The sequence below is a fragment of the Paraburkholderia kururiensis genome (assembly GCF_034424375.1).
GTDB lineage: Bacteria > Pseudomonadota > Gammaproteobacteria > Burkholderiales > Burkholderiaceae > Paraburkholderia > Paraburkholderia kururiensis_A.
The window spans coordinates 598,116-619,779 of sequence record NZ_CP139965.1 but is presented as its reverse complement, the minus strand read 5'-3'; the positions used below and the strand labels follow the sequence as shown (position 1 = coordinate 619,779).

At 66.1% G+C, this 21,664-nt stretch carries 19 protein-coding genes; 11 read left to right on the top strand and 8 right to left on the bottom strand.

Annotated features, from left to right (window positions below):
- Positions 1 to 122 precede the first annotated feature (122 nt).
- Positions 123 to 1,769 carry a methyl-accepting chemotaxis protein gene (locus U0042_RS02810; RefSeq protein ID WP_114809762.1) on the bottom strand — a complete coding sequence of 549 codons (1,647 nt, stop codon included), beginning with the start codon at positions 1,767 to 1,769 and terminating at the stop codon, positions 123 to 125.
- A 458-nt stretch (positions 1,770 to 2,227) separates the two neighbouring features.
- Here U0042_RS02810 and hisN point away from each other — a divergent pair, with 458 nt between their 5' ends.
- Complete coding sequence (gene hisN / locus U0042_RS02805; RefSeq protein ID WP_198665238.1) at positions 2,228 to 3,061, top strand: histidinol-phosphatase; 834 nt, start codon at positions 2,228 to 2,230, stop codon at positions 3,059 to 3,061.
- 93 nt (positions 3,062 to 3,154) lie between these two features.
- A complete protein-coding gene (locus U0042_RS02800) occupies positions 3,155 to 3,811 on the top strand; it encodes an MlaC/ttg2D family ABC transporter substrate-binding protein (RefSeq protein WP_114809761.1) in 657 nt (218 codons plus the stop codon).
- A gap of 77 nt (positions 3,812 to 3,888) precedes the next feature.
- Here U0042_RS02800 and U0042_RS02795 read toward each other — a convergent pair whose 3' ends face one another.
- Positions 3,889 to 4,422 (bottom strand): GNAT family N-acetyltransferase, encoded by a 534-nt coding sequence (locus tag U0042_RS02795; protein ID WP_114809760.1) that lies wholly within the window; start codon positions 4,420 to 4,422, stop codon positions 3,889 to 3,891.
- 304 nt (positions 4,423 to 4,726) lie between these two features.
- On the opposite strand from U0042_RS02795, the gene U0042_RS02790 reads away from it, so the two are divergent.
- The 3 genes from U0042_RS02790 (at position 4,727) to U0042_RS02780 (ending at position 8,672) form a co-directional block, all read left to right on the top strand.
- Positions 4,727 to 6,124, top strand: a complete 1,398-nt coding sequence (locus U0042_RS02790; RefSeq protein WP_232833267.1) for a GGDEF domain-containing protein — start codon at positions 4,727 to 4,729, stop codon at positions 6,122 to 6,124.
- Positions 6,125 to 6,221: 97 nt separating this feature from the next.
- Positions 6,222 to 6,950, top strand: a complete 729-nt coding sequence (locus tag U0042_RS02785) for a dienelactone hydrolase family protein (protein WP_114809758.1) — start codon at positions 6,222 to 6,224, stop codon at positions 6,948 to 6,950.
- Between the two features lie 195 nt (positions 6,951 to 7,145).
- Positions 7,146 to 8,672, top strand: coding sequence for an acetyl-CoA hydrolase/transferase family protein (locus U0042_RS02780; RefSeq protein ID WP_114809757.1), 1,527 nt, complete (start codon positions 7,146 to 7,148; stop codon positions 8,670 to 8,672).
- A 7-nt stretch (positions 8,673 to 8,679) separates the two neighbouring features.
- On the opposite strand, the gene U0042_RS02775 is transcribed toward U0042_RS02780, so the two are convergent.
- The 3 genes from U0042_RS02775 to U0042_RS02765 all read right to left on the bottom strand — a co-directional run bounded on the left by U0042_RS02775 (position 8,680) and on the right by U0042_RS02765 (position 10,675).
- Positions 8,680 to 9,225: a cytochrome b gene (locus U0042_RS02775; RefSeq protein ID WP_114809756.1), complete on the bottom strand. Its 546-nt coding sequence runs from the start codon at positions 9,223 to 9,225 to the stop codon at positions 8,680 to 8,682.
- Complete coding sequence (locus tag U0042_RS02770; protein WP_114809755.1) at positions 9,222 to 10,316, bottom strand: catalase family peroxidase; 1,095 nt, start codon at positions 10,314 to 10,316, stop codon at positions 9,222 to 9,224. The genes U0042_RS02775 and U0042_RS02770 overlap by 4 nt, the downstream gene beginning before the upstream one ends.
- A gap of 89 nt (positions 10,317 to 10,405) precedes the next feature.
- Positions 10,406 to 10,675, bottom strand: coding sequence for a DUF4148 domain-containing protein (locus tag U0042_RS02765; RefSeq protein WP_114809754.1), 270 nt, complete (start codon positions 10,673 to 10,675; stop codon positions 10,406 to 10,408).
- A 320-nt stretch (positions 10,676 to 10,995) separates the two neighbouring features.
- Between U0042_RS02765 and U0042_RS02760 the strand changes: the two genes are divergently transcribed.
- The 4 genes from U0042_RS02760 (at position 10,996) to U0042_RS02745 (ending at position 15,288) form a co-directional block, all read left to right on the top strand.
- Entirely contained in the window at positions 10,996 to 11,790 is a 795-nt protein-coding gene (locus U0042_RS02760) for a transcriptional regulator (RefSeq protein ID WP_114809753.1), read from the top strand.
- A gap of 109 nt (positions 11,791 to 11,899) precedes the next feature.
- Positions 11,900 to 12,421 (top strand): RNA polymerase sigma factor, encoded by a 522-nt coding sequence (locus U0042_RS02755; RefSeq protein WP_114809752.1) that lies wholly within the window; start codon positions 11,900 to 11,902, stop codon positions 12,419 to 12,421.
- Positions 12,418 to 13,287 carry an anti-sigma factor family protein gene (locus U0042_RS02750; RefSeq protein WP_114809751.1) on the top strand — a complete coding sequence of 290 codons (870 nt, stop codon included), beginning with the start codon at positions 12,418 to 12,420 and terminating at the stop codon, positions 13,285 to 13,287. The genes U0042_RS02755 and U0042_RS02750 overlap by 4 nt, the downstream gene beginning before the upstream one ends.
- A 162-nt stretch (positions 13,288 to 13,449) precedes the next feature.
- The gene (locus U0042_RS02745) at positions 13,450 to 15,288 is read left to right on the top strand and encodes an IlvD/Edd family dehydratase (protein ID WP_269814032.1); all 1,839 of its coding nucleotides are present in this window, start codon (positions 13,450 to 13,452) and stop codon (positions 15,286 to 15,288) included.
- Positions 15,289 to 15,295: 7 nt separating this feature from the next.
- On the opposite strand, the gene U0042_RS02740 is transcribed toward U0042_RS02745, so the two are convergent.
- Together U0042_RS02740 and U0042_RS02735 are read right to left on the bottom strand one after the other, a co-directional pair.
- Positions 15,296 to 16,534: a serine hydrolase domain-containing protein gene (locus U0042_RS02740; RefSeq protein ID WP_114809750.1), complete on the bottom strand. Its 1,239-nt coding sequence runs from the start codon at positions 16,532 to 16,534 to the stop codon at positions 15,296 to 15,298.
- Positions 16,535 to 16,620: 86 nt separating this feature from the next.
- Positions 16,621 to 17,556, bottom strand: coding sequence for a phytanoyl-CoA dioxygenase family protein (locus tag U0042_RS02735; protein ID WP_157977787.1), 936 nt, complete (start codon positions 17,554 to 17,556; stop codon positions 16,621 to 16,623).
- 660 nt (positions 17,557 to 18,216) lie between these two features.
- Between U0042_RS02735 and U0042_RS02730 the strand changes: the two genes are divergently transcribed.
- Positions 18,217 to 18,624: a hypothetical protein gene (locus tag U0042_RS02730; protein ID WP_157977786.1), complete on the top strand. Its 408-nt coding sequence runs from the start codon at positions 18,217 to 18,219 to the stop codon at positions 18,622 to 18,624.
- Positions 18,621 to 19,952 carry a sigma-54 dependent transcriptional regulator gene (locus tag U0042_RS02725; protein ID WP_114809748.1) on the top strand — a complete coding sequence of 444 codons (1,332 nt, stop codon included), beginning with the start codon at positions 18,621 to 18,623 and terminating at the stop codon, positions 19,950 to 19,952. The genes U0042_RS02730 and U0042_RS02725 overlap by 4 nt, the downstream gene beginning before the upstream one ends.
- A gap of 64 nt (positions 19,953 to 20,016) precedes the next feature.
- Here U0042_RS02725 and U0042_RS02720 read toward each other — a convergent pair whose 3' ends face one another.
- Entirely contained in the window at positions 20,017 to 21,660 is a 1,644-nt protein-coding gene (locus U0042_RS02720) for a mannose-1-phosphate guanylyltransferase/mannose-6-phosphate isomerase (protein WP_114809747.1), read from the bottom strand.
- Positions 21,661 to 21,664: the final 4 nt, after the last annotated feature.

Genomic DNA, 21,664 nt, shown 5'->3' with positions numbered 1-21,664 from the left:
CGTGCGGGCGGCGAGACAGCTGGAGCGCGCACGCGCGCCCCTTTGCTTCATCTACAGGCCGGCCTCGCGGCCGGCCTGTGTCTCCGTCCTCTTTGTGTATCTGTTGGTTTGAAACGTTTGCGTCAGCTGCCGAGCAGCAGCGGTTGCGGCGTCACGTTCAGCGCCCCGGCCGTGCTCGCGCCGCGCGGCGCGCGCGCGCCTTGCCAGCGGTCCATCGAAGACGTGTCGTCCAGCTTGAACGCGGCCACCATTTCGGTGAGCTGCGCGGCCTGGTCGCGCAATGCCTGTGCGGCGGCGGCGCTTTCCTCCACCAGCGCGGCGTTTTCCTGCGTGACCTGGTCCATCTGCGTGACGGCGTGATTGATCTGCTCGATACCGTCGCTCTGCTCCTGGCTCGACGCACTCATTTCGCTCACGATGGACGTGACGTGCGTGATGCTCGTCACCACTTCGCGAATGGTCGCGCCCGCTTCTTCGACGATCTTGCTGCCGTTGTCCACGTGGCTCACGGAGTCCTGAATGAGCGTCTTGATTTCCTTCGCGGCCACCGCGCTGCGTTGCGCCAGGCTGCGCACTTCGCCTGCCACCACCGCGAAGCCGCGGCCGTTTTCGCCGGCACGTGCTGCTTCCACCGCCGCGTTCAGCGCGAGGATGTTGGTCTGGAACGCGATGCCTTCTATCACGCTGATGATGTCGACGATCTTGCGCGACGACTCGTTGATGGCGCTCATCGTGTCCACCACGCGGTTCACGGCTTCGCCGCCGCGCGACGCGATGACCGAAGCGCTCGACGCCACCTGGTTCGCTTCGCGCGCGTTGTCGGCGTTCTGCTTCACCGTGGACGTGAGTTCTTCCATCGCCGCCGCCGTTTGTTCCAGCGCGCTCGCCTGCTGCTCGGTGCGGCTCGACAGGTCCATGTTGCCGCTCGCCACTTCGCGCGATGCCATCGTGATGGTCTCGGTGCCCTTGCGCACCTTCGCCACGATGCCGTGCAGGTTCTCGGTCATGCGCTTGAGCGCGCCGAGCAGGCGGCCGATCTCGTCGTCCGAGTCGCCTTCCAGGCGGTGCGTGAGATCGCCCTGCGCGACGGCTTCGGCAAGGCTCAAGGCACGGTTGACGGGCCGCGTGATGCTGGCCGTGATGAAGTAGCCCGTGGCCACGGCCACCAGCAGCGCCGTGAGCGAGAGCAGCACCATCTGGATCTTGGCGTTATGGCCTTCTTCACGTGCGCGGTCCGAGTCCTTCTGCATCTGGGCCGCCTGGTAGTCCACCATCTTGTCGACCAGCACGTAGTACTGGTCCTGGCGCTGCGCGAGTTCGCCCTGGTAGAGTTCGCGCGCGTCCTGCGGGCGGTTCTGGGCCACCAGATCGAAGAACTTGCGCACGTCCACGCCGTAGGCGCTGCGCGCGTCGAACTGCTCCTTGTAGAGCGCCTTGCCCTCGTCGCTCGTCAGCAGTTTCTCCAGCTGCGCGTAGGCGTCGGCATTGGCTTTTCTGATGACGACGTAGTCGTCCATGTACTTCTTCGTCTGCTCCGGCGTGGTGGCGAGCAGCAGGTTGCTCAGAATGCCGTTGGCCTTGTAGCCGTTGTTCTTGATCTGGTTGCTCAGCGCGATCAGCGTGTAGCGCTCGCTGACGATGGAGTCCATCTTGGCCGTGCTCGAATCCAGATGCTGGACGCCGACCAGTGCCGTGCCAATCAACAGGGCGATGACGAGGCCGAATGCCGAACTGAGCCGGACCCCGATTCTCAGGTTTGAGATCCTCATGTAACGCAATTCCTATATCAACGATGCTTGAGATCGGCGCAACGCGAACGGCAAGGCTCGTGCGTGCCGGCGAACATCACGCCGGGCGGCAGAAGACTTGCGATACCGTTGCAGACCGCATAGGGGCAAGGATGGTGGCGCACGCCGATGCCGACCGCATAAAAGTCGCCGGGGCGGGCTGCCGAGGCCCTCTGTTGCCGCAGCGACGGTGTGCAATACCGTCCTTTGGGTCTCCGGCGGGGCCTTGACCGCGTTTACGGCAATTCGTCCGAAGAATTAAGGGGACGCGATCACGCCGGGTACTGCGTCCAACCGGCTGGAATATGCGCTGCCGCAGCAAAAGCACCCAAACTGGGCTCAGGATGCCGACCCACGCACGCGCGCCGTGCGGCTATGGGATCATGTGGCGACGCGTCAAGACCGACGGGCGGGCGTGAGGCCCGCCCGCAAGGCACAGGATGAAAGCCATGACCGACCCAACCGACCCGACTGAATCAGCGCTCCGCTACCGCCGCTTTGCGGAAGAGGTACTGGCAGAAACGCGCCGCATCGCGCTCGCCCAGTTCAGGCAACCCATCGACATCCAGACCAAGGCCGACGAGAGCCCGGTCACCCTTGCCGACCGTTCCGTGGAAGCGCATATCCGCGCGCGCCTCGGCGCCGCGTTTCCGGACCACGGCATCTATGGCGAAGAGGAAGGGCAGCAGAACCTCGACGCCCGATATGTCTGGGTGATCGATCCCATCGACGGCACGCGCAGCTTCATCAGCGGCGTGCCGTTGTGGGGCACGCTGCTTGCGCTGCTCGATGCCGGGCGGCCGGTGTTCGGCGTGATCGACGCCCCCGCGCTCGGCGAGCGATGGATCGGCACGGCCGAGGGCTGCTTCGCTTCAACGGGCGCTGGCGTGGGCAGCGGTCAGGGCTCGCGATGCACGACGAGCGGCTGCACGACGCTTGCGGCGGCCAACGTCTCGGCCACCTCTCCCGACATGTTTTCAGGCGAGGAATATGCGGTGTTCGACGCGTTGAGCCGGCGCGCGCGCTTTCGTCGCTTCGGCGGCGACTGCTACAGCTACGCGATGCTGGCCGCGGGCCACATCGACGCCGTGGTGGAAGCGGGGCTCGCGCCTTACGACTACCTCGCGGTGGTGCCGGTGATCGAAGCCGCGGGCGGCGTGGTGACGGACTGGAAGGGCCGGCCGCTCGGCATGGGCAGCGATGGCCGCGTTCTGGCTGCCGCGACCGAAGCGCTGCATCGGGAAATGCTGGCGTACACGGCGTCGCTTGCGTGACCGGGGCAGGACGCACAGACATGACTCCGCGATGACCCGCCGACATCACCCACACGTATTACCCCGCATGAACCCATTGCTCAGGTCGAACCCATGAGAAAACTCTTTGTGAATCCCGTTGTGGCGCTGCCGTTCGCCTTCTTTGCCCTGTTCGCGTTCAGCGGCGCGGCGCATGCCCAGGTGGACGACAAGTCGGACCCGCAGGCGCTCATCCGCACCGCCACGCAGCAGGTGCTGGACGAAGTGCGCACGCGCAAGATCGAGCCCGACGACATGACGCGCATTCTCGACATCGTGAACCGCGACATTCTTCCGTACATCGACTTCCAGCGCACCACGCGGCTTTCCATGGGCCGTTACTGGCGAACCGCCACGCCCGCGCAGCGCCAGCAGGTGGAAGAGCAGTTCCGGCTGCTGCTGATCCATCTCTATTCGGGCGCGCTTGCGCAGCTGAAGCCTGACCAGAAGATCCAGTACCCGCCCATGCGCATCGCGCCCACGGATACCGACGTGGTGGTGCGCACGATCGCGGAAACCAACGAGCGGCCCCTGGAGATCGACTATCGGCTCTACCGGTCGCCGCAGGGCTGGCGCGTGTACGACCTCAACGTGCTGGGTGCGTGGCTCGTGCAGACGTACCGCCAGCAGTTCAGCGACAAGATCACGGAAAGCGGCGTGGATGGACTGATCGCGTTCCTCAGGCAGCGCAACGAGCAACTCGCGGCGGGGCGGGCGCAGCAGTCGCAGTGATCGCAGCAGTGATCGAGGCTTGCGGTTTTGCCGGGCCGCCGCCTGTGGCTACCGCGCGATGAGACGACGAGGCGTGATCAGCGGGCGTTGTCGTGCGGCGCGGCCTGCGGTTCGTCCGCGAGCAATGCCCAGCGTTCGTGGTCGCGCCATTCGCCGCCAATGCGCAGATACCGCGGTGAAAAGCCTTCCTGCCGAAACCCCAGCCGACGCACCAGCGCAATGGAGGCGACGTTTTCGGGCTGAATGTTGGCCTCCAGCCGATGCAGCCCGAGATCGCCGAACGCGAAGCCGATCGCCGCGCGCAGCGCCTGCGTCATGAGCCCCGTGCGGCTGAATTCCTGCATGCCGTAGTAGCCGAGGTAGGCGCTCTGAAAAACGCCGCCCACAATCTCGTTGAGGTTGATCACGCCCACCACGCGGTTCGACGCCGCCTCGCGCGCGAGGAGATTCACGTTCGGCCCCGTGAGGCCGCGGACGAACCAGGCGTCGAAGCCGGCTTCGTCTGTGAACGATGCCACCCACGGCAGGTGGTACGACTGGTTCTCGCGGTTGGCCGCGATGAGGTCGGGCGCGTCGGCGCGAGTCACGCGCGACAGTCGGATGGCGTTCATGGTGTTCCTCTTTTTATGGCGACGAACAATAGCGCATCGCACGCCGCGGAAAAAATTCGCCGGCCGTATAGAGCACCGATGCGGCACGTCCCTACATGTGCCGCAGCGCAGCGAGCCCTCGATTCCGCCCGGCGCGATGCCGTTATAAACTGACGCGCGCCGTGTTTCGCCGGGCGGTCGGGTCGGTTCAATGAACCACGTTCAATGAACCACGACAGGCGGTCCCGGAAAAGCGCAGCAGGCCAGATAGTCTGATGAACACACGTTCCCTATGTCCACGTGCGCCGATCCCGATGACGATGCCATGCCGCCTGCCGTAGAGGCGTCGGCCGGCGCCGAATGGGCCGCCCTGGCCCGGCTCGCGCAGCGGCATTTCGGCGTAGAGGCGGCCTTGCTCACGCGCGCGGGTGGCGACGGGCAGCGCCTGCTGGCCAGTGCCGGCCCGTTGCCCGTGGCGCTGCCGCCCGATCTGTTCGCGCTGTCTCACGCGGGCGGAAACCTGCTGGACACCGTGGTGGTCGTGCCCGACACGCAAGCCGACGAGCGCTTCCAAAACCACGCGGTCCGCGTGCGCGCAGCGGGCGCCACGTCGGATACCCCGTCGTGCTGGCCGCGCTTCTTCGCCGCGTGCGCCGTGACGGCGTCCACCGGCCAGCATCTCGGCGCGCTGTGCCTGCTCGACCACGCGCCGCGCACCTTCGACAACACGCAACGCACGTTTTTGTCCGAACTCGCCGCGCTTGCGGCGGCGGGCATCGAACGTGTCGAATCGATGACCGCGCTGCGCCTGCGCGTCGGCGAACTGGAGGCCTGCGCGGAGCTCGTCACGCTCGCCCTCGCGGGCAGCGGCACCGGCGTGTGGGACCGCGACATCCCGAGCGGCACCATCCGCTATTCGCTCGAATGGAAAGCCATGCTGGGCTACGGGCCGCACGACCTGACCGATCGCATCGAAGACGCCATCGCGCGTTTGCATCCCGACGATGTCGAATACGTGCGGGCCGCCATGCAGGCGCACTTCGAGAATCACACGCAGACGTATTCGGTGGAACACCGCATCCGTTGCAAGGACGGGCGCTACAAGTGGATCTGCAGCCGCGGGAAAGTGGTGAGCCGCGACAGCGAGGGCCGCGCGCTGCGCATGGTGGGCACCTCAACGGACATCACGGAACTCAAGCGCGTGGAGGCCGAGTTGCAGGAACTCGCCACCATCGATTTCCTCACACAGTTGCCCAACCGCCGTCACTTCATCATGCAGAGCGAAGCCGAACTGGTACGGCTGCGCGGCATGCGCGGCCGCGCGTCGGCGGTGCTGATGTTCGACCTCGATCACTTCAAGGCGCTCAACGACCGCTGGGGTCACGCACTGGGCGATCGCGCGCTCAGCCACTTCGCGGCGCTGCTGCGCGAAGAGCTGCGCCCGGGCGATATCGTCGGGCGCGTGGGCGGCGAGGAATTCGCGATGGTGCTGCCCGGCGCGCCGGTGGAAACGGCGGTCGCGCTCGCGCAACGCGTGCAGCAGCGCGTGTTGCAGACGCCGATGATGCACGGCGACGTCGCCATCGTGATGACCGTGAGCGTGGGTATCGACTCGATGCTCGCCGACGACACCGGCGCCTACCAGTCGTTCTCGCGCGGCGACGAAGCGCTCTATGCGGCCAAGGCGCGCGGACGCAATCGGATCGAGGTGTACGGCGTGTAGTCGCGTCTTCGCCGGGTTGTTTCGTGTCTGTGCGCCCTGCCGACGCCACCGCACCAGTTTCGCTATGCTAGCGACTCCCTCAAACAAGGAGCGTCCCATGAAGCCGAATGCAGGAACCACGACGGGAACCATGATTCCCTTTCGCCGCCCTGACGGCCAGGAGCTGCAAGGCTATCTGGCCAAGCCGGAAAAGCCCGAAGGCGCGCCGGCTGTCGTCGTGATTCAGGAATGGTGGGGCTTGAACGACCAGATTCGCGGCGTGGCCGACCGCCTCGCGCAATGCGGCTATATCGCGCTCGTGCCCGACCTCTATCGCGGCAAGTCCACGGTGGAGGAAGAAGAGGCGCATCACCTGATGGACGGCCTCAACTTCGGCGACGCCGCCACGCAGGACATCCGCGGCGCCGTTCAATACCTCAAGCAGCACTCCGAACGCGTGGCCGTGATGGGCTACTGCATGGGCGGCGCGCTGACGGTGCTCACGCTGTGCAATGTGCCGGAGGCCTCCGCAGGCGTGCTGTGGTACGGCTGCCCGCCGCTCGACTACGTGGATGCATCGAAGATCAAGGTGCCGGTGATGGGCCACTGGGCCTCGCAGGACGGCTTCTTCACGCCCGAACTCGTGGACGGGCTCGCAGCGAAGTTCACCGAGGCGAAGGTCGACTTCCAGTTCCACCACTATCTGGCCCATCACGGGTTCGCCAACGAAACCGCCGTGGGCCCGGGTCGCATCGCGGCCACGCAGTTCGATCCGGTCTGGTCGCAACGGGCGTGGGACCGCACGCTGACGTTCCTCGGCCGCACACTGTGGCCCGCGGCGAAGTAACGCTGTATTGCAGGTCCGGAATCGTTATCGCTTGACGCACGTCAAGCAGCGGAAGCGGCCAGGCGTCGAACATTCAGCCACTCGACAAAAAGCCACGTAGTTACGCCGGCCACGGGCCGCTTCCCTCTAATCGCACCACGCGTCGTACCTGGCGGGACCGTCCGGCATCAGAGGATTTCATCTGGAGGACCCGCAATGGGATCGACACGCATTTTGAACACTCAACTCCTCGAACGCGTCATGTCGGCGGAAGACGCCGCGAAGCTCATTCGCCCTGACATGACCGTCGCCATGAGCGGCTTCACCGGCGCCGGCTACCCGAAGGCGGTGCCGGCCGCGCTGGCCCGCCATATCGAAGAGACGCACGCGCGCGGCGAAGACTTCCGCATCCGCGTATTGACCGGCGCTTCCACGGCGCCGGAACTCGACGGCGCGCTGGCGCGCGTCGACGGCATCCAGATGCGGCTGCCGTACCAGTCGGACCCCACGTTGCGCGAGCAGATCAACGCGGGCCGCATCGACTATCTCGACATTCACCTGAGCCACGTGGCACAGCATGCGTGGTTCGGCTTCTTCGGCAAGATCGACATCGCGATCATCGAAGTGAGCGGCGTGACGCCCGACGGCCAGCTCATTCCGTCCACGTCGGTGGGCAACAACAAGACGTGGATCGAGCAGGCCGCGGGCGTGATCATCGAAGTGAACGAGCAGCAGCCCGAAGGCCTCGACGGCATGCACGACATCTACTACGGCACGGCGCTGCCGCCGCGGCGCAGGCCGATTCCGCTCGTGCATCCCGCGGACCGCATCGGCGAGCCGTGGCTGCACTGCCCGCCGGAGAAAGTCATCGCGGTCGTGAAGACGAACGCGCCGGACCGCAGCAATGCGTTCTCCGAGCCGGACGAGGTCTCGCAGCAGATCGCGGGGCATCTGATCGAATTCCTGCGCCACGAAGTGCGCCACGGCCGCGTGCCGGCCTCGCTGCTGCCGCTGCAGTCGGGCGTGGGCAACATCACGAACGCCGTGCTCGCGGAACTGGGCAAGGGCGCGTTCCAGAACCTCACCGCTTTCACCGAGGTGATTCAGGACGGCATGCTCGATCTGCTCGAGAACGGCACGCTCTCTGTGGCGTCGGCCACGGCGCTTTCGCTGAGTCCCGCCGCGGTGACGCGCTTCGCGCAGAACCTCGGCACGTTCCGCGAGCGCATCATTCTGCGGCCGCAGGAGATCAGCAACCATCCGGAACTGGTGCGGCGCCTCGGTTGTATCGCGATGAACGGCATGATCGAGGCCGACATCTACGGCAACGTGAATTCGACGCACGTGATGGGCACGCGCATCCAGAACGGCATCGGCGGCTCGGGCGACTTTGCGCGCAACGGCTATCTGTCGTGCTTCATGTCCGCGAGTACGGCGAAGGGCGGTGCGATTTCGCGCATCGTGCCGATGGCGAGCCACGTGGACCACACCGAACACGACGTGGCCGTGATCGTCACCGAACAGGGCCTTGCCGACCTGCGCGGCCTTTCGCCGAAGCAGCGCGCGTGCGAGGTCATCAAGCACTGCGCGCATCCCGACTATCGGCCCATGCTCATGGACTACTTCGAGCGCGCAAGCCGCGAAAGCTACGGCAAGCACACGCCGCATCTGCTCAACGAGTCGCTGTCGTGGCACCAGCGCTATGTCGAGCAGGGCACGATGCGCGACCCGAAGTGGCCCTGAGCATTCGTCAGGCGCGGCCTTCTCCGCGCGCCATGCTGGCGAGCACGCCGTCGCGACGTATCAGCCCGTGATACAGCGCGGCGGCGAGGTGCAGCAGCACCACCGCGAACAGCGTGAGCCCCAGCACCGTGTGCAGCGAGCGCAGCGTCGCGTAGAGCGTCACGCTGTGTGGTGCGATAGGTGGCAGATGCCACGGCCCGTACAGCGTGACTGGATAGCCCGCGGCCGAGAGCATCGCCCAGCCGATCAACGGCATTGCCAGCATCAAGGCGTATAGCGCGAGATGCGAGAGCTTCGCCGCGGCGCGCTGTACGCCGGGCAGGTCGGCGGGTAGCGCCGGTGTGCCATGCGTGAGCCGCACGCCGGCTCGCACCAGCACGAGCAGCAACAGCGTGACGCCGAGCGGCTTGTGAATGGCGATCAGCACGTCATGGGCGCGCGATACCGTTGCGACCATTCCCACACCAATGAACAGCATGGCGATGATGGCGACCGCCATGGTCCAATGCAGCGCGCGTGCGGCCACGCTGAAGTGAGTGCGCGTGGTGCTCATGAATGGTCTCCCTGGCTGCCTTCGTTGCCTTGATCGACAGGCGGCGCGCCATGCTGCGCTTCCTCGCGCGTGCGGCGGTTGAACGACACGGAATACGCGGATGAACGCGCGGCAAGCAGCGGATCGTCGGACGGCGTAATGCCCGCGGGCAAAACGGTGGGATCGAAATTCACGTCGCGGCAGGCGCCCGCAGCCTGCGGAACGCTGCGCTCGATCACCAGCGTGCCGGCGTCGATGTGCGGACGGTCTGCGGGCCAGACGCGCGTGGCGTCGTCGACCGGGTCGCCCGGCGCGGCCACCGTCAATATCAAATGCCAGCGCAGAGGCCCCGCGGCGAGCCGTTGGGTCAGGTCTTGCGCGAGGAAGTTCGGGTTGTGCGCCGTTTGCGGGTCGAGCGCCATGTAGGGCAACTCGGGCACCATCGACCACCGTACCGCGTGCGTCTCGCCGTTCGCATTGGTGAAGCGGAACGCGTTGACGCTGTAGAACGTGGCGTTCGCGAAGCTCGACGAAGGCTTGTGCGTGGCGACCCACTGGCGCAGCGGCGCGGATTCGGGCGTGGCCGCATAGAAGGCGGCCACACGCGCGGGGTCCGGCTTGCCGGTCGCGGCCACCGGCTGCAATGCCTGCAATTGCCGATAGAACTGCTCGGGCGTGCGCACCGCGAAGACCGGCACCGTGTTCATGCCCGTGCGCCACTGCTCCCCATCGCGAAGCTTGAACAGCAGCGACATGCTCTTGACCGGCACGCTGTTGTCCGGCGCGCCGGGGTTGCTGCCCGGCATCGAAAAGCGTCCGATGAGCGGCGTCACGCCGGCACGAAAAATCTCCGCGCGAGAAAGCGCTTCGCCTGCGCCGTTGCTTTCGAAATGACCCTCGAAACATAGGCCTTTTGCGTGATTGCGCCGGTAGCCGGCGTGCGTGCCGCCGTCGGTCTGCAATTGATCGACGACGGCAGAGGCGGAAAGACGCTTCGGCGTCAGCCAGCCGGCGGTCCAGACGAATGCGCCGCCGGCGAGCAGCACGACCGCGCCGATGGCGGCGAGCCGGCATGGCACGCAGACCGGCGCAGAGTGGAAGGGACGGTTCACAGGTATTCCTCGTTTGAGCCAGGTGGGTGAACCCGTGAACAGCACGCGCGGCGGCTTATTCCCGCCGCAGGCTTTTTTTGCGCGCTAGCTTACTGCGCAGCCGCGGCGGCCGTTGCGTGATTCGCGGCGCCGGAGACCGCGTCAGGTTGCTGCGCGAGGCGCTGCTGCTTCCTCTGCGCCACGACGTTGGCGAAGATCGGATTGACGTCGGGGTACGAGGTGTCCGTGACGAAATCGAGCCCGTTCTGCTGGGCTTCGATCAATTCCTGATACACCTGCGCGCGCGTCTTGCCTTCGGCGAACACGGCGGTGGAGGTGAGCGCGGCGGCGCAGAGAACGAGTATGGAAGAGCGCTTCATGGTGACTCCTTGAAAGTGGTGCGGGTTGCCACGGGCGAACCATGAGCGCCGTGCCGATATTCCCGAGCGGGCCGCGAAAACCCGCAAAGGCGAAATAAAGTTGCGAGGCGGGAATAGGCGCGGTGCGCGGCCGGTTAACGGTCTCCCTCGCTCTCCCTCGGTGCAGGTCTGCGCGCGCGGCGAACGGCCGGCAAGCCATCTGAAAGACCTGAAAGGTCGGCGATGGAATAAGACGCGCCGGCTCGTGTTAGCCGGATAAGCACTCCCGACCAACGCCATACGTCACGACAGGCCACGAACCTCGCACCACCGCTGCTGCCATGAACCGCACCGACCTCCGCCACGAGCCACCGCTTTCCGAAATGGACCTGCAAGCGTTCGCAGACGGCCAACTGGCGTCCGCGCAGGCCGACCGTCTGCACCGCTATCTGGAGAAGCGGCCTTCTGAGGCGCGGCGCGTGGCGTTCTATGGCCGGCTCAATGCGCAGTTGCAGCACACCTTTCGTGCCGCCGACGACAACGCCGCCGGCTATCTCCACGGTGCCGCCTTCTTTCGCGCGTGGCTGCGCGTGGCCGCGCGGCACGCTGTTCGCATTCTTGCCGCGGTGCTCATTGCAGGCGCGTTGGCGGGCGGTCTGCTGGCGGGCGCGACGCGCGTGCCGCAAGCCGAACTGGCGAGCCTGGCGTTTTCGGCCTTGCAGCATGCGTCCGCGGATCAGACCGGCAGCGTGATGCGCGCATCCGACACGCCCGACGCCACGCTTGCCGATACCGCGCCCAATATTTCGAGCGTCGGCCTGCACCCCGTGGCACCGCTCGCCGTGCAGGACGGCTGGTTCACCCGCGCTTCCGGCTTCGTCTACCGCAACGCGGCGGGCGAACCCGTCGTGCTGTTGCGCGCCTGGGACGTCACCGCGCAGCCCATGCCGCAATGGCGCGCGTACCGGCAGGGCTCGATGCGCGCGCTTTACTGGACCGACGGCCACACGCGCTACGTGCTGGTGGGCGCCGCCGCCGCGCACGGGCTCATGCACGCCGCCGACGCGCTCACCATGCACAGGTTCAGCGCAGCGCCGGAGAAAACGGCGTACGGTGACGAAGCCGGAAAACCCTGACCACTGCCATTGGAATAAAACACCGCGAGGCGTGTTTGCCCCGACGTCCGCCGCGTGAACCGGCGTGTCACCTGCGCCCACACGAGGCCCAAGCCGCAAAGGAAGCACGATGAGTGTCCGCGACGAACTGATAGAACACGTACCGCGCCTGCGACGATATTCGCGCGCGCTGCTCCACAATCGCGAACTGGCCGACGACCTGGTGCAGGACACGCTGGAGCGCGCCTTGCGCAACAGCCATCAGTTCCAGCGCGGCACGGACTTGCGCGCGTGGCTCTTCACGATCATGCACAACGTCTTCGCGAACCAGATGCGCCGCCCGGCCGGGCGCGCCACGCATGTTTCCGTCGACGACGAAGAGCACACGTTCGAGAACGAACTCGCCGTACACACGAATCCGTCGAGCGGGCTCGAAGTGCGCGATCTCGACTTCGCCTTGCAGCGCCTGCCCGCCGAGCAGCGCGAGGTGGTGCTGCTCGTGGGGCTGGAGGAAATGAGTTACGCGGATGTCGCGCTTGCGCTCGACATTCCGATCGGTACGGTCATGTCGCGGCTCTCGCGGGGTCGGGAGCGGTTGCGCGCCTTGATGGTGGGCACGCAATCCAGCGCAAAACTGAAGGTGGTGCGATGAACGAACGGCAAACGACGATCAGCGAAGAAGAGATCCACGCCTACGTGGACGGCACGCTCGCGCCCGAGCGTCGCGACGAGATCGACCAGATGCTGGAGCGGCAACCCGAACTCGCGGACCGCATCAGCCATTACTTCTCGCTCAACAACCTGCTGCACGAGCGCTACGACCGCGTGCTCGACGAGCCCGTGCCACCGCACCTGCAATTGCCCGCGAAGCGGCGCTGGCGCGACGCTGCCAACTGGCCGCAGTTCGCGGGTTTTGCCGCGGCGCTGCTGGTGGGCGTGGGCATCGGCGTGTTCAGCAACTTCGGCAGCAGCATCATGATGGCGGGCCGCATGGGCCAGACGGCGGGCGAGGCGCCTGTGCGCGACGCGAGCTTCACGCCGGACCCGGGGCAGTCGTTTGCGCGGCAGTCGGCCATCGCGCACGTGGTCTACGCGCCGGAGGTGACGCGCCCCGTCGAGGTGGGCGCCGACCGCGAACAGGAACTCGTGAAGTGGGTGTCCAGCCGGTTGGGCACCGACGTGCGTCCGCCCGTTCTCACGCGCACCGGCTTCGATCTGATGGGCGGGCGGCTCTTGCCCAGCGCCGACGGCCCCGTGGCGCAGTTCATGTACCACGACCACAACGGCGAGCGCATCACGCTGTGCATTTCGCGGCGCAAGACGAGCACGAACACGACGGCGTTCAAGCTCTACCAGGACGGCCCGGTGAACGTCTTCTACTGGATCGACGGGGACGTGGGCTACGCGGTGTCGGGCGGCATCAACCGCAAGACGCTGCTCGAAATCGCACACGACGTCTATGCGCAGCTCACGCCCGACGAAGGCGGCGCGCCCAAGGCGGCGAGCGGCGCCCACTGAACCTGCCGGACCCACGGAACGCGCCGGCCGCGGCGCTGGCGCCTGTCATGCAGCACGAACAGCGCGTTCCGTTTAAGCTTGATGCTTCCACAGGCGTGCCGTCGCGCGGGAAGCCTTGTTCCCGTGCGGCGCTCGCCCACACGAGAGAACAAGGAGACAAGCGTGTCGAAGCATTCGCCCACTGATCCGGCCAACCACGCTGCAAGGAGCGGCTCGCAGCCCGGGACCACACAGGGCCGGCTGCGCAGCCGCCGCTGGTTCAACGACCCCTCCGACCCCGGCATGACCGCGCTCTATCTCGAGCGCTACATGAACTACGGCATTACGCGTGAAGAGTTGCAGTCGGGCAAGCCCATCATCGGCATTGCGCAGACAGGCTCAGACCTCGCGCCGTGCAACCGTCACCACATCGAACTGGCGAGCCGCGTGCGCGACGGCATTCGCGACGCGGGCGGCGTGCCGCTCGAATTCCCGGTGCATCCCATTCAGGAAACGGGCAAGCGGCCCACCGCCGCGCTGGACCGCAATCTCGCGTATCTGGGTCTCGTGGAAGTGCTGCACGGCTATCCCATCGACGGCGTGGTGCTCACCACGGGCTGCGACAAGACCACGCCCGCGTGCCTGATGGCCGCGGCCACCGTGAACATTCCGGCCATCGTGCTGTCGGGCGGTCCCATGCTGGACGGCTGGTGGCAAGGCAAGCTCGCGGGCTCGGGCACCGTGATCTGGCACGCGCGCAAGCTGCTCGCCTCGGGCGAGATCGATTACGACGGCTTCATGAACATGGTGGCGTCGTCGGCGCCGTCGGCGGGACATTGCAACACGATGGGCACCGCGCTTTCCATGAACTCGCTGGCCGAAGCGCTCGGCATGTCGCTGCCCGGCTGCGCCGCCATTCCGGCGCCGCATCGCGAGCGCGGCTGGATGGCCTACGAAACCGGCAAGCGCATCGTGGGCATGGTGGCCGAGAACCTGCGCCCCTCGGACATCATGACGAAGGGCGCCTTCGAAAACGCCGTGGTGGCCGCGGCGGCGCTGGGCGCCTCGTCGAATTGCCCGATTCACATGGTCGCCATTGCGCGGCACATGGGCGTGGACCATTCGCTCGACGACTGGCAGCGCCTTGGCCCCGAGGTGCCGCTGCTCGTGGACTGCCAGCCCGCCGGGCGTTTTCTGGGCGAAGCGTTTCATCGCGCGGGCGGCGTGCCCGCCGTGATGCGTGAGTTGCTGACCGCAGGTAAGCTGGACGGCAGCGTGCGCACGGTGACGGGCCGCACGCTGGCCGAAGACCTGGCGAACGTGCCCGCGCCCGACCGCGAAGTGATCCGCGCCTACGGCAAGCCGCTGAAGGAAGCGGCGGGCTACGTGGTGATGACGGGCAATCTGTTCGAAAGCGCGGTGATGAAGATCAGCGTGATCGACCCGGCGTTCCGCAAACGCTTTCTCTCCGACCCGGCGCATCCCGACGTGTTCGAAGGCAAAGCCGTGGTGTTCGAAGGGCCGGAGGATTACCACGCGCGCATCGAAGACCCGGCGCTGGGCGTGGACGAACACTCGGTGCTCGTCATTCGCAACTGCGGACCGGTGGGCTACCCCGGCGGCGCGGAAGTGGTCAACATGCAGCCGCCCGCCGCGCTGCTGAAGCAGGGCATCGATACGCTGCCCACCATCGGCGACGGACGGCAGAGCGGCACGTCGGCGAGTCCGTCCATTCTCAACGTGTCACCCGAGGCCGCGGTGGGCGGCAACCTCGCGCTGCTCAAGACCGGCGACCGCATCCGCATCGACCTCAACACGCGCAAGGTGGACGTGCTGATTCCCGAAGCGGAGATGGCCGCGCGGCGCGCCGCATGGAAGGTGCCCGCGCTACAGCACAAGACGCCGTGGGAAGAGATCTATCGCAGCATGGTGGGCCAGCATGCGACCGGCGCGTGCCTGGAGCCGGCCACGCTGTATCTCAACATCATCGAAACGCGCGGCGAATCGCGGCATAACCACTAAGGCGGCATTAGCCGACGGCAGGCGCGGCGCCGTAGACGGCGTCGCGCACGTCGGTGCTGAACTGGCCGCGCATGCCTTCGAACGCGGTATTCGTGAAGGCCACCACCGTGAACTCGTTGACCGGGTCCACGAACCACGTGTGACCGTACACGCCGCCCCATTGAATCGTGCCCGCCGGTTGCGGCGTTTGCGCGAGCGCGGCATCGTGAATGACGCCCCAGCCGTAGCCGAAACCCCAGCCGGGCCCGCGCGTCTCGATGGACGGGTCCACGTGGTTCTTCATCATGAGCGCCACCGTTTCCGCCGACACCACGGGCGCGCCGCCCGTGCGAATGGTCTCGAAGAACTGGAGCAATTCGGGCGCGGTGCCGATCATGCCGCCGCCGCCCGAGGGGAACGCGTGGGCGTCGAACGCGCGCGACGGCGAGAAGCGCACCGCGTAGCCCACGTCGGGCGGCAGGAACACGTCCATGCCGTCATGCATCTTCACGGGCGCGGTCGAACTGTTGGCGTAGGGCACCACGAGCGGTGTGCCGGGCGGCACATGAAACGTCGTTTGCCGCATGCCAAGCGGCCCGGTAACGAGTGCCTCCACCGCCTGCGGCAGCGTCATGTGCGTGACGCGTTCGAGCACGGCGCCCAGCACGTCGATGGCCACCGAATAACGCCACGACGTGCCGGGCGCGTAGACGAGCGGCGCCTGCGCGATGCGGCGCAGGTTTTCGTCGAGATCGAACGGCACGTGGTCGATGCCATCGGAAATGCCGAACCGGTGATACGGCGAATCGGGCGGCTCGTGAAAGCCGTAGCGCAGCCCCGCGGTGTGCGTGAGCAACTGATGGATTGTGATGCGCGGCGCGGTTTCATGCGTGCCCTCTGTGCCCGGCGGCAGGCGCGGCGTGAAGTCGGGCAGCCACTTCGTGACGGCGTCGTCCAGCGCCAGCCGGCCTTCTTCCACCAGCCGCATCGCGGCAAGACTGACGATGGGCTTCGTGACCGAGGCGAGGCGAAACAGGCTGTCTTCGCGCATGGCGACGTGCGCCTCGCGGTCCGCGAAACCGGCGGCGCGCGCATAGGCGCGCTGGCCGCGGTGCGCCACGAGCACCACGGTGCCGACGATGCGTTGCTCGTCTAGGGCACGGTCGATGGCCGCATCGAGCCGCGCGGCCATCGCGAGAGAGTGGGTCTCGTCGGAAACGGGTTGTACGGGGGCGGGTGAAGCGGCATTCGCGTTGACGTCGGACATGCGCGGCTCCTCGTGAAGTGAACGGCGATCAATGTATCGCCTTCCCGGGAAGCTCGCACGACACGCCTCGGGTGGACGCCCGGGGCCTATGTCCTGCTTTGCCGTGCCAGCAGCCGCCGCAACCGTCCTACGTAAAACGCGGGATGGTAATAGCGGTTGCGCGCCACACGGCGGGCCAGCTCGATGACGGCGCCGCCTCGCCAGAGCCACAGCTTGCGGCGCCGCGCGGCCGTCTCGTTGGGCCGCTTCAGCCAGCTGTGGTCGCGCGGCGCCGCGGGTCGGCGCGAAGGGCCGGCGAACACGAGGATATAGGCGAGCCTCACGTCGGCCGTCATGTTGGGGGCCGCCGAATGCAGCGTGCGCCCCGCGTGAATCACCGCGTCGCCGGGCTGCAACGGGCAGTACACCGCGCTGTCTGCATCGAAGTTGCCGATGCATTGCAGTGCGTGGACACGCGCGTCGCCGCCGAGCGGCTGATGGGGCAGCACGCCGAGCTTGTGCGAGCCCGGTATGTAGCGCATGCAGCCGTTCTCGACGGTCGCGAGGGTGGTGGGCATCCAGAACGCGATCTGGTCGCGTTCGCTGTCGCGTTCGGCCTGATACGCCTCGTCTTGATGCCAGGGCGTTTCGGCTCCGTGAAAGGCCGGCTTGAGAATGGCGTGGTCGAACGCGAATTCCGCGTCGTCGCCCAGCACCTGGCGTGCAATGGCGTAAGCGGATTCGAAATAGGCGCTCCGGCGCAGCACGGCCGCGTAGTTCTGCGGTCGCACGAGTTCCGTCAGACTGTTCGCGCCCAGCGAGTCTTCCGGGTCCACCAGGTCGCGGCGCGCACCTTCCTTGAAGCCCACGCCGCGCGCGAGCAGGTCGCGAAGCACGGCGTCCATGATGGCGACGTCGGCGGGGGGCGCGATTGCGCGCACGGTAACGAAGCCGCGTTCTTTGAGTTCGTGCAACTGTTCTGTCGAGAGCCTTGTGAGGCCATCTTTCACACGAACGTCTGTTTCAGTGAGCAGGGTTGCCACGGTGCCCTCGGCAGTCGCGCATCGCTTTCCGAGGTGGATGCGATGCCCGGATACAACAGTCAGTCCGGCACGCTGCGGCTGCGACGTAAAAGGCTGTCACAGGCCGGTGGAAACTGTTGCAGGAGCAACAGGATGTAAGCGCCGCTAGCCGGACGGGAAGCGGGCGCAGTAGGGTAGTGCATCGAACGGCGAACCTCCGCGTCGTCATCCTGCGGGCACGCGCACGCCGCTTCGCTACTGCACTGATCACCTCCGGCACCTCCATAGAGCCCTCCAGGACTCCAGCATTCGCGATGCCGGCGATCACTGCGGATATTTACCTGTATTAACCTTAATGCGGTATTTATTGCCTCATTTGCAGCGACATATAAAGCCTGGGGGCTGTATATGTTACGGCGATGCTATTTACGAGGAGGGTCAAATTCGGTTCGGTAGCGTACATAAGTACCGGCAGCACGACTGCAATTATTCTCACGCCGGCGCAGGGTCAAACTGCGCAGGCGTCCGCTCCGGCAATTGAAAGTTCGTTTTCTGCGTACTGGAAATCTAGCTGCCCGCTGACGAAACCGGTGGCTTCGCCGCGATTCGTCAGACTGCACGAGAAGCCCGCCAGAACAAGGGTTAGACGACGGTCCTCAGCCCACCACGAGGCTGCGGCCCGTGCTTTCTTTGTTGCTCGTGTTTGCGATCTTCGCGCGCGCGATTCGTGAGTGTTTGTTAATGGCGTTTCAAACTATGTCTATAGCAGGCTCGATGAAAAGCAGTGGGTACAAGAATTCAAACGCGGATTTTTCACTCAACGGCGAGTCGGTAGATATGTTTAGGGTTTTATTTTTGCGCGGCAATTTTTACGCTCGCCAATTGGCTGGTCGATTTGCATTGCCGTGCGCGGAATGGATCGGGTCGTCATGGCAAATTCGTGCGATGGGTTTTTCGGGTCGCATTGCGATCTCCATTGCGACCCTCATTGAATCCGGCGGCGGCGCGCTTGCCCGTATGAGCGGCGCGCCAACGCGTAGCGCGGCCTTGCGGCGGCGCAGGGATCCCGGCATGAGCCTGCGGCCATGAACGCGCCTCCCCGCCGCTCGCTGGTGCTCGTATCGCGCGCGCCCGCCGACGGACTCGGCGACGTGCTGCTTCAGCACGGCTGGAACGTGATGATCGCGAACTCCGCCAGCCAGCTACGGCGCCAACTGGCGCGCCACCGCCCCACCGTGGGCGTGTTCGATTTCGCGAGCGGCTTTTCGGCGCTCGAAATCGCCACGTTCCGCTCGTCATTCATCCGACGGGAGCCGGGCTGGGTTGCCGTAGTCGGCCCCGGGCAGACAGGGAGCGAAGCGCTGCGCCATGCCATCCACAGCTATTTCTCGCGCTTCGTCGCGCTGCCGTGCGAGACAGAGCGCATCGTGGAGGCCGTGGAGCGCGAACACAGCATGGCGATGCTGGAAGACACGCCGCCGCCCGGCGACAGCATGGACGGCGAGATCGTGGGCGCCTGCGATGTCATGAAAGAACTCTTCCGCTCCATTGCGAAAGTGGCCAAGAGCGAGGCGTCGGTGCTGATATCGGGCGAGTCGGGCACCGGCAAGGAACTCACGGCGAACGTGATCCACAAGCGTTCGTCGCGGCGCAACGGCCCTTTCGTGGCGATCAATTGCGGCGCGCTTTCGCAGCAGCTCGCGCAGTCCATTCTGTTCGGCTATGAACGCGGCGCGTTTACGGGCGCCTGGCAGCGCAGGCTCGGTCTAGTCGAAGTCGCGCATGGAGGCACGCTGTTTCTGGACGAAATCGCGGACCTGCCGCTCGACAGCCAGGCCATCCTGCTGCGCTTCCTGCAGGAGCGAAAGATTCAGCGCCTCGGCGGCACGGAGCAGATCGACGTCGACGTGCGCGTGATCTCCGCGGCCAACGTGAGCCTCGAAGAGGCCGTGGCCGAAGGGCGTTTTCGCTCGGACCTCTATCACCGCCTCTGCGTGCTCGGCATCGAACAGCCGCCGCTGCGCGAACGCGGCAGCGACATCGCGCTGCTCGCGTGGCACATACTGGACCGCTATTTGCCCATCGACGGACGGCGCCAGATACGCGGCTTTTCCTCTTGCGCGATTCGCGCGATGTACGAGCACCCGTGGCCCGGCAACGTGCGCGAGCTCATCAACCGCATCAGGAGGGCCATCGTCATGGGGGAGCAGCGTGTGATCACCGCAGCGGACCTCGAACTGGAGGACCGCGTGGGGGAGCTCGAAAATACGCTCGTGCAGGCGCGCGCCGCGGCCGAGCGCGAAGCGATCGAAGTGGCGCTCATGCGTCATGGCGACCGGCCGCATCGCGCGGCACGCGAACTGGGCATTTCGCGCGCCACGCTGTACCGGCTCATGGCGAATCACGGCGCGCGCTGAAGCGTGCGTGCGAGAAGCGCCTCTGGGACGCACCCGCCGCGTGCCGCGAACGTGCCTGGAGCGTTCAACGTACCTTCACGTTGCGGCCTACGCGAAGGCGCGGATTCGGCTGACGCTGCGGTTGTTGCGCGAGCTGCGGTTGTTCTTGTGCCTGTTCCTGCGTTGGCGGGTCCGTAGGCGTCGTCGACTGCTGAACCGCCACGCTCTTGTCGAGCCGACCGTAGTTGTCGTCGAAACGCACGATGTCGTCTTCGCCCAGGTACGTGCCCGACTGCACCTCGATGATTTCGAGCGGCGTCTTGCCCGGATTGCGCAGGCGGTGCACGGTGCCGAGCGGGATATAGGTCGACTGGTTTTCGGTCAGCAGGAACGTCTTCTCGCCGCACGTCACCTGTGCCGTGCCGCGCACCACGACCCAATGTTCGGCGCGATGGTGATGCATCTGCAACGAAAGGCTTTCGCCCGGCTTCACGACGATGCGCTTCACCTGAAAGCGCTCGCCCGAATCGAGCGAATCGTAGTAGCCCCAGGGACGATGCACCTTGCGGTGATTGTCCGCTTCGGGACCGCGCTCCGCACGCAGGCGCGAAACGATGTTGCGGATCTGCTGGGCGTTGCGCCGGTCGGCAACCAGTACGGCATCGGGCGTTTCCACCACTACGACGTCGCGCAGGCCCACGCAAGCCACGAGGCGGCCCTGCGAGTGCGCGAACGTGTTGGTGGTGTCTTCGAACATCACGCGGCCTCGCGCCACGTTGCCCGCCGCGTCTTTGGGCATGATCTCCCAGATCGAGTCCCATGAACCCACGTCGGACCACGGCGCATCCATGGGCACCACGACGCCCGGCAGGTTGCCGCATTCCGCGAGCCGTTCCATGACCGAATAATCGATGGAGTCGTTGCGGCAACGCGCGAAGTCTTCGGGATGCAGTTGCACGAAGCGGCCGTTCGATGTCGCGTTGCGATGCGCCGCTACGCAGGCCGCGTGAATGTCGGGGCACAGCGTTTCGATGGCCTCGAGCCACACCGAAGCGCGCACCACGAAGATGCCGCTGTTCCACCAGTATTCGCCCGAGCGCACGTATTGTTCGGCCAGCTCGCGATGCGGCTTCTCCACGAAGCGCTCGATCGTGTAGCCGCCGTCCGCGCCGATCGACATGCCCACGCGAATGTAGCCGTAGCCCGGCTCCGCATGACGCGGCAACACGCCGATGGTGGCCACCGCACCGTTGGCCGCGTAATGCGCCGCGCGCGAAACCGCTTCCTGGAACGCGGCCGCGTTGGGCACCGCGTGGTCGGCGGGCATGACGACGAGAATCGCGTCCTCGCCTTTCGCGCTTGCGACGAGCGCCGCCGCGGTCAGCGCGGGCGCCGTGTTGCGCGCGCAGGGCTCCAGCACGATGCGCGCGCACTTGCCGCAATCGTCGAGTTGCGAAGCGCTGATATGACGATGTGATTCGCCGCACACGAGCAGCAATTCATCGGAGACGGTCCACGACGTTTCGAGGCCGTCCAGCCGCCGCGCCGTTGCGGCAAGCAGCGACTCTTCACCGAGCAGCTCGATCAGCTGCTTCGGATACTGTTCGCGCGACAGCGGCCATAGTCTCGTGCCGGCGCCCCCGGCGAGGATCACGGGTTGCACGACGAGTGCGGCGTGAGAGGCAATGCTGTTCTGGTGTGCGGCGTGCGGCGCAAGTTCGGTGCTCATCGAT

Excerpts from the sequence above, each read along its gene's own strand:
- U0042_RS02795 (WP_114809760.1), bottom strand. The coding sequence starts at position 4,422 with ATGAACGCCATCCGACTGTCGCGCGTGACTCGCGCCGACGCGCCCGAC.
- U0042_RS02775 (WP_114809756.1), bottom strand. The coding sequence starts at position 9,225 with ATGAGCACCACGCGCACTCACTTCAGCGTGGCCGCACGCGCGCTGCAT.
- U0042_RS02785 (WP_114809758.1), top strand. The coding sequence starts at position 6,222 with ATGAAGCCGAATGCAGGAACCACGACGGGAACCATGATTCCCTTTCGC.
- U0042_RS02740 (WP_114809750.1), bottom strand. The coding sequence starts at position 16,534 with ATGTCCGACGTCAACGCGAATGCCGCTTCACCCGCCCCCGTACAACCC.
- U0042_RS02800 (WP_114809761.1), top strand. The coding sequence starts at position 3,155 with ATGAGAAAACTCTTTGTGAATCCCGTTGTGGCGCTGCCGTTCGCCTTC.
- U0042_RS02720 (WP_114809747.1), bottom strand. The coding sequence starts at position 21,660 with ATGAGCACCGAACTTGCGCCGCACGCCGCACACCAGAACAGCATTGCC.
- U0042_RS02760 (WP_114809753.1), top strand. The coding sequence starts at position 10,996 with ATGAACCGCACCGACCTCCGCCACGAGCCACCGCTTTCCGAAATGGAC.
- U0042_RS02780 (WP_114809757.1), top strand. The coding sequence starts at position 7,146 with ATGGGATCGACACGCATTTTGAACACTCAACTCCTCGAACGCGTCATG.
- U0042_RS02755 (WP_114809752.1), top strand. The coding sequence starts at position 11,900 with ATGAGTGTCCGCGACGAACTGATAGAACACGTACCGCGCCTGCGACGA.
- U0042_RS02725 (WP_114809748.1), top strand. The coding sequence starts at position 18,621 with ATGAACGCGCCTCCCCGCCGCTCGCTGGTGCTCGTATCGCGCGCGCCC.
- U0042_RS02810 (WP_114809762.1), bottom strand. The coding sequence starts at position 1,769 with ATGAGGATCTCAAACCTGAGAATCGGGGTCCGGCTCAGTTCGGCATTC.
- U0042_RS02765 (WP_114809754.1), bottom strand. The coding sequence starts at position 10,675 with ATGAAGCGCTCTTCCATACTCGTTCTCTGCGCCGCCGCGCTCACCTCC.
- U0042_RS02790 (WP_232833267.1), top strand. The coding sequence starts at position 4,727 with ATGCCGCCTGCCGTAGAGGCGTCGGCCGGCGCCGAATGGGCCGCCCTG.
- U0042_RS02750 (WP_114809751.1), top strand. The coding sequence starts at position 12,418 with ATGAACGAACGGCAAACGACGATCAGCGAAGAAGAGATCCACGCCTAC.
- hisN (WP_198665238.1), top strand. The coding sequence starts at position 2,228 with ATGAAAGCCATGACCGACCCAACCGACCCGACTGAATCAGCGCTCCGC.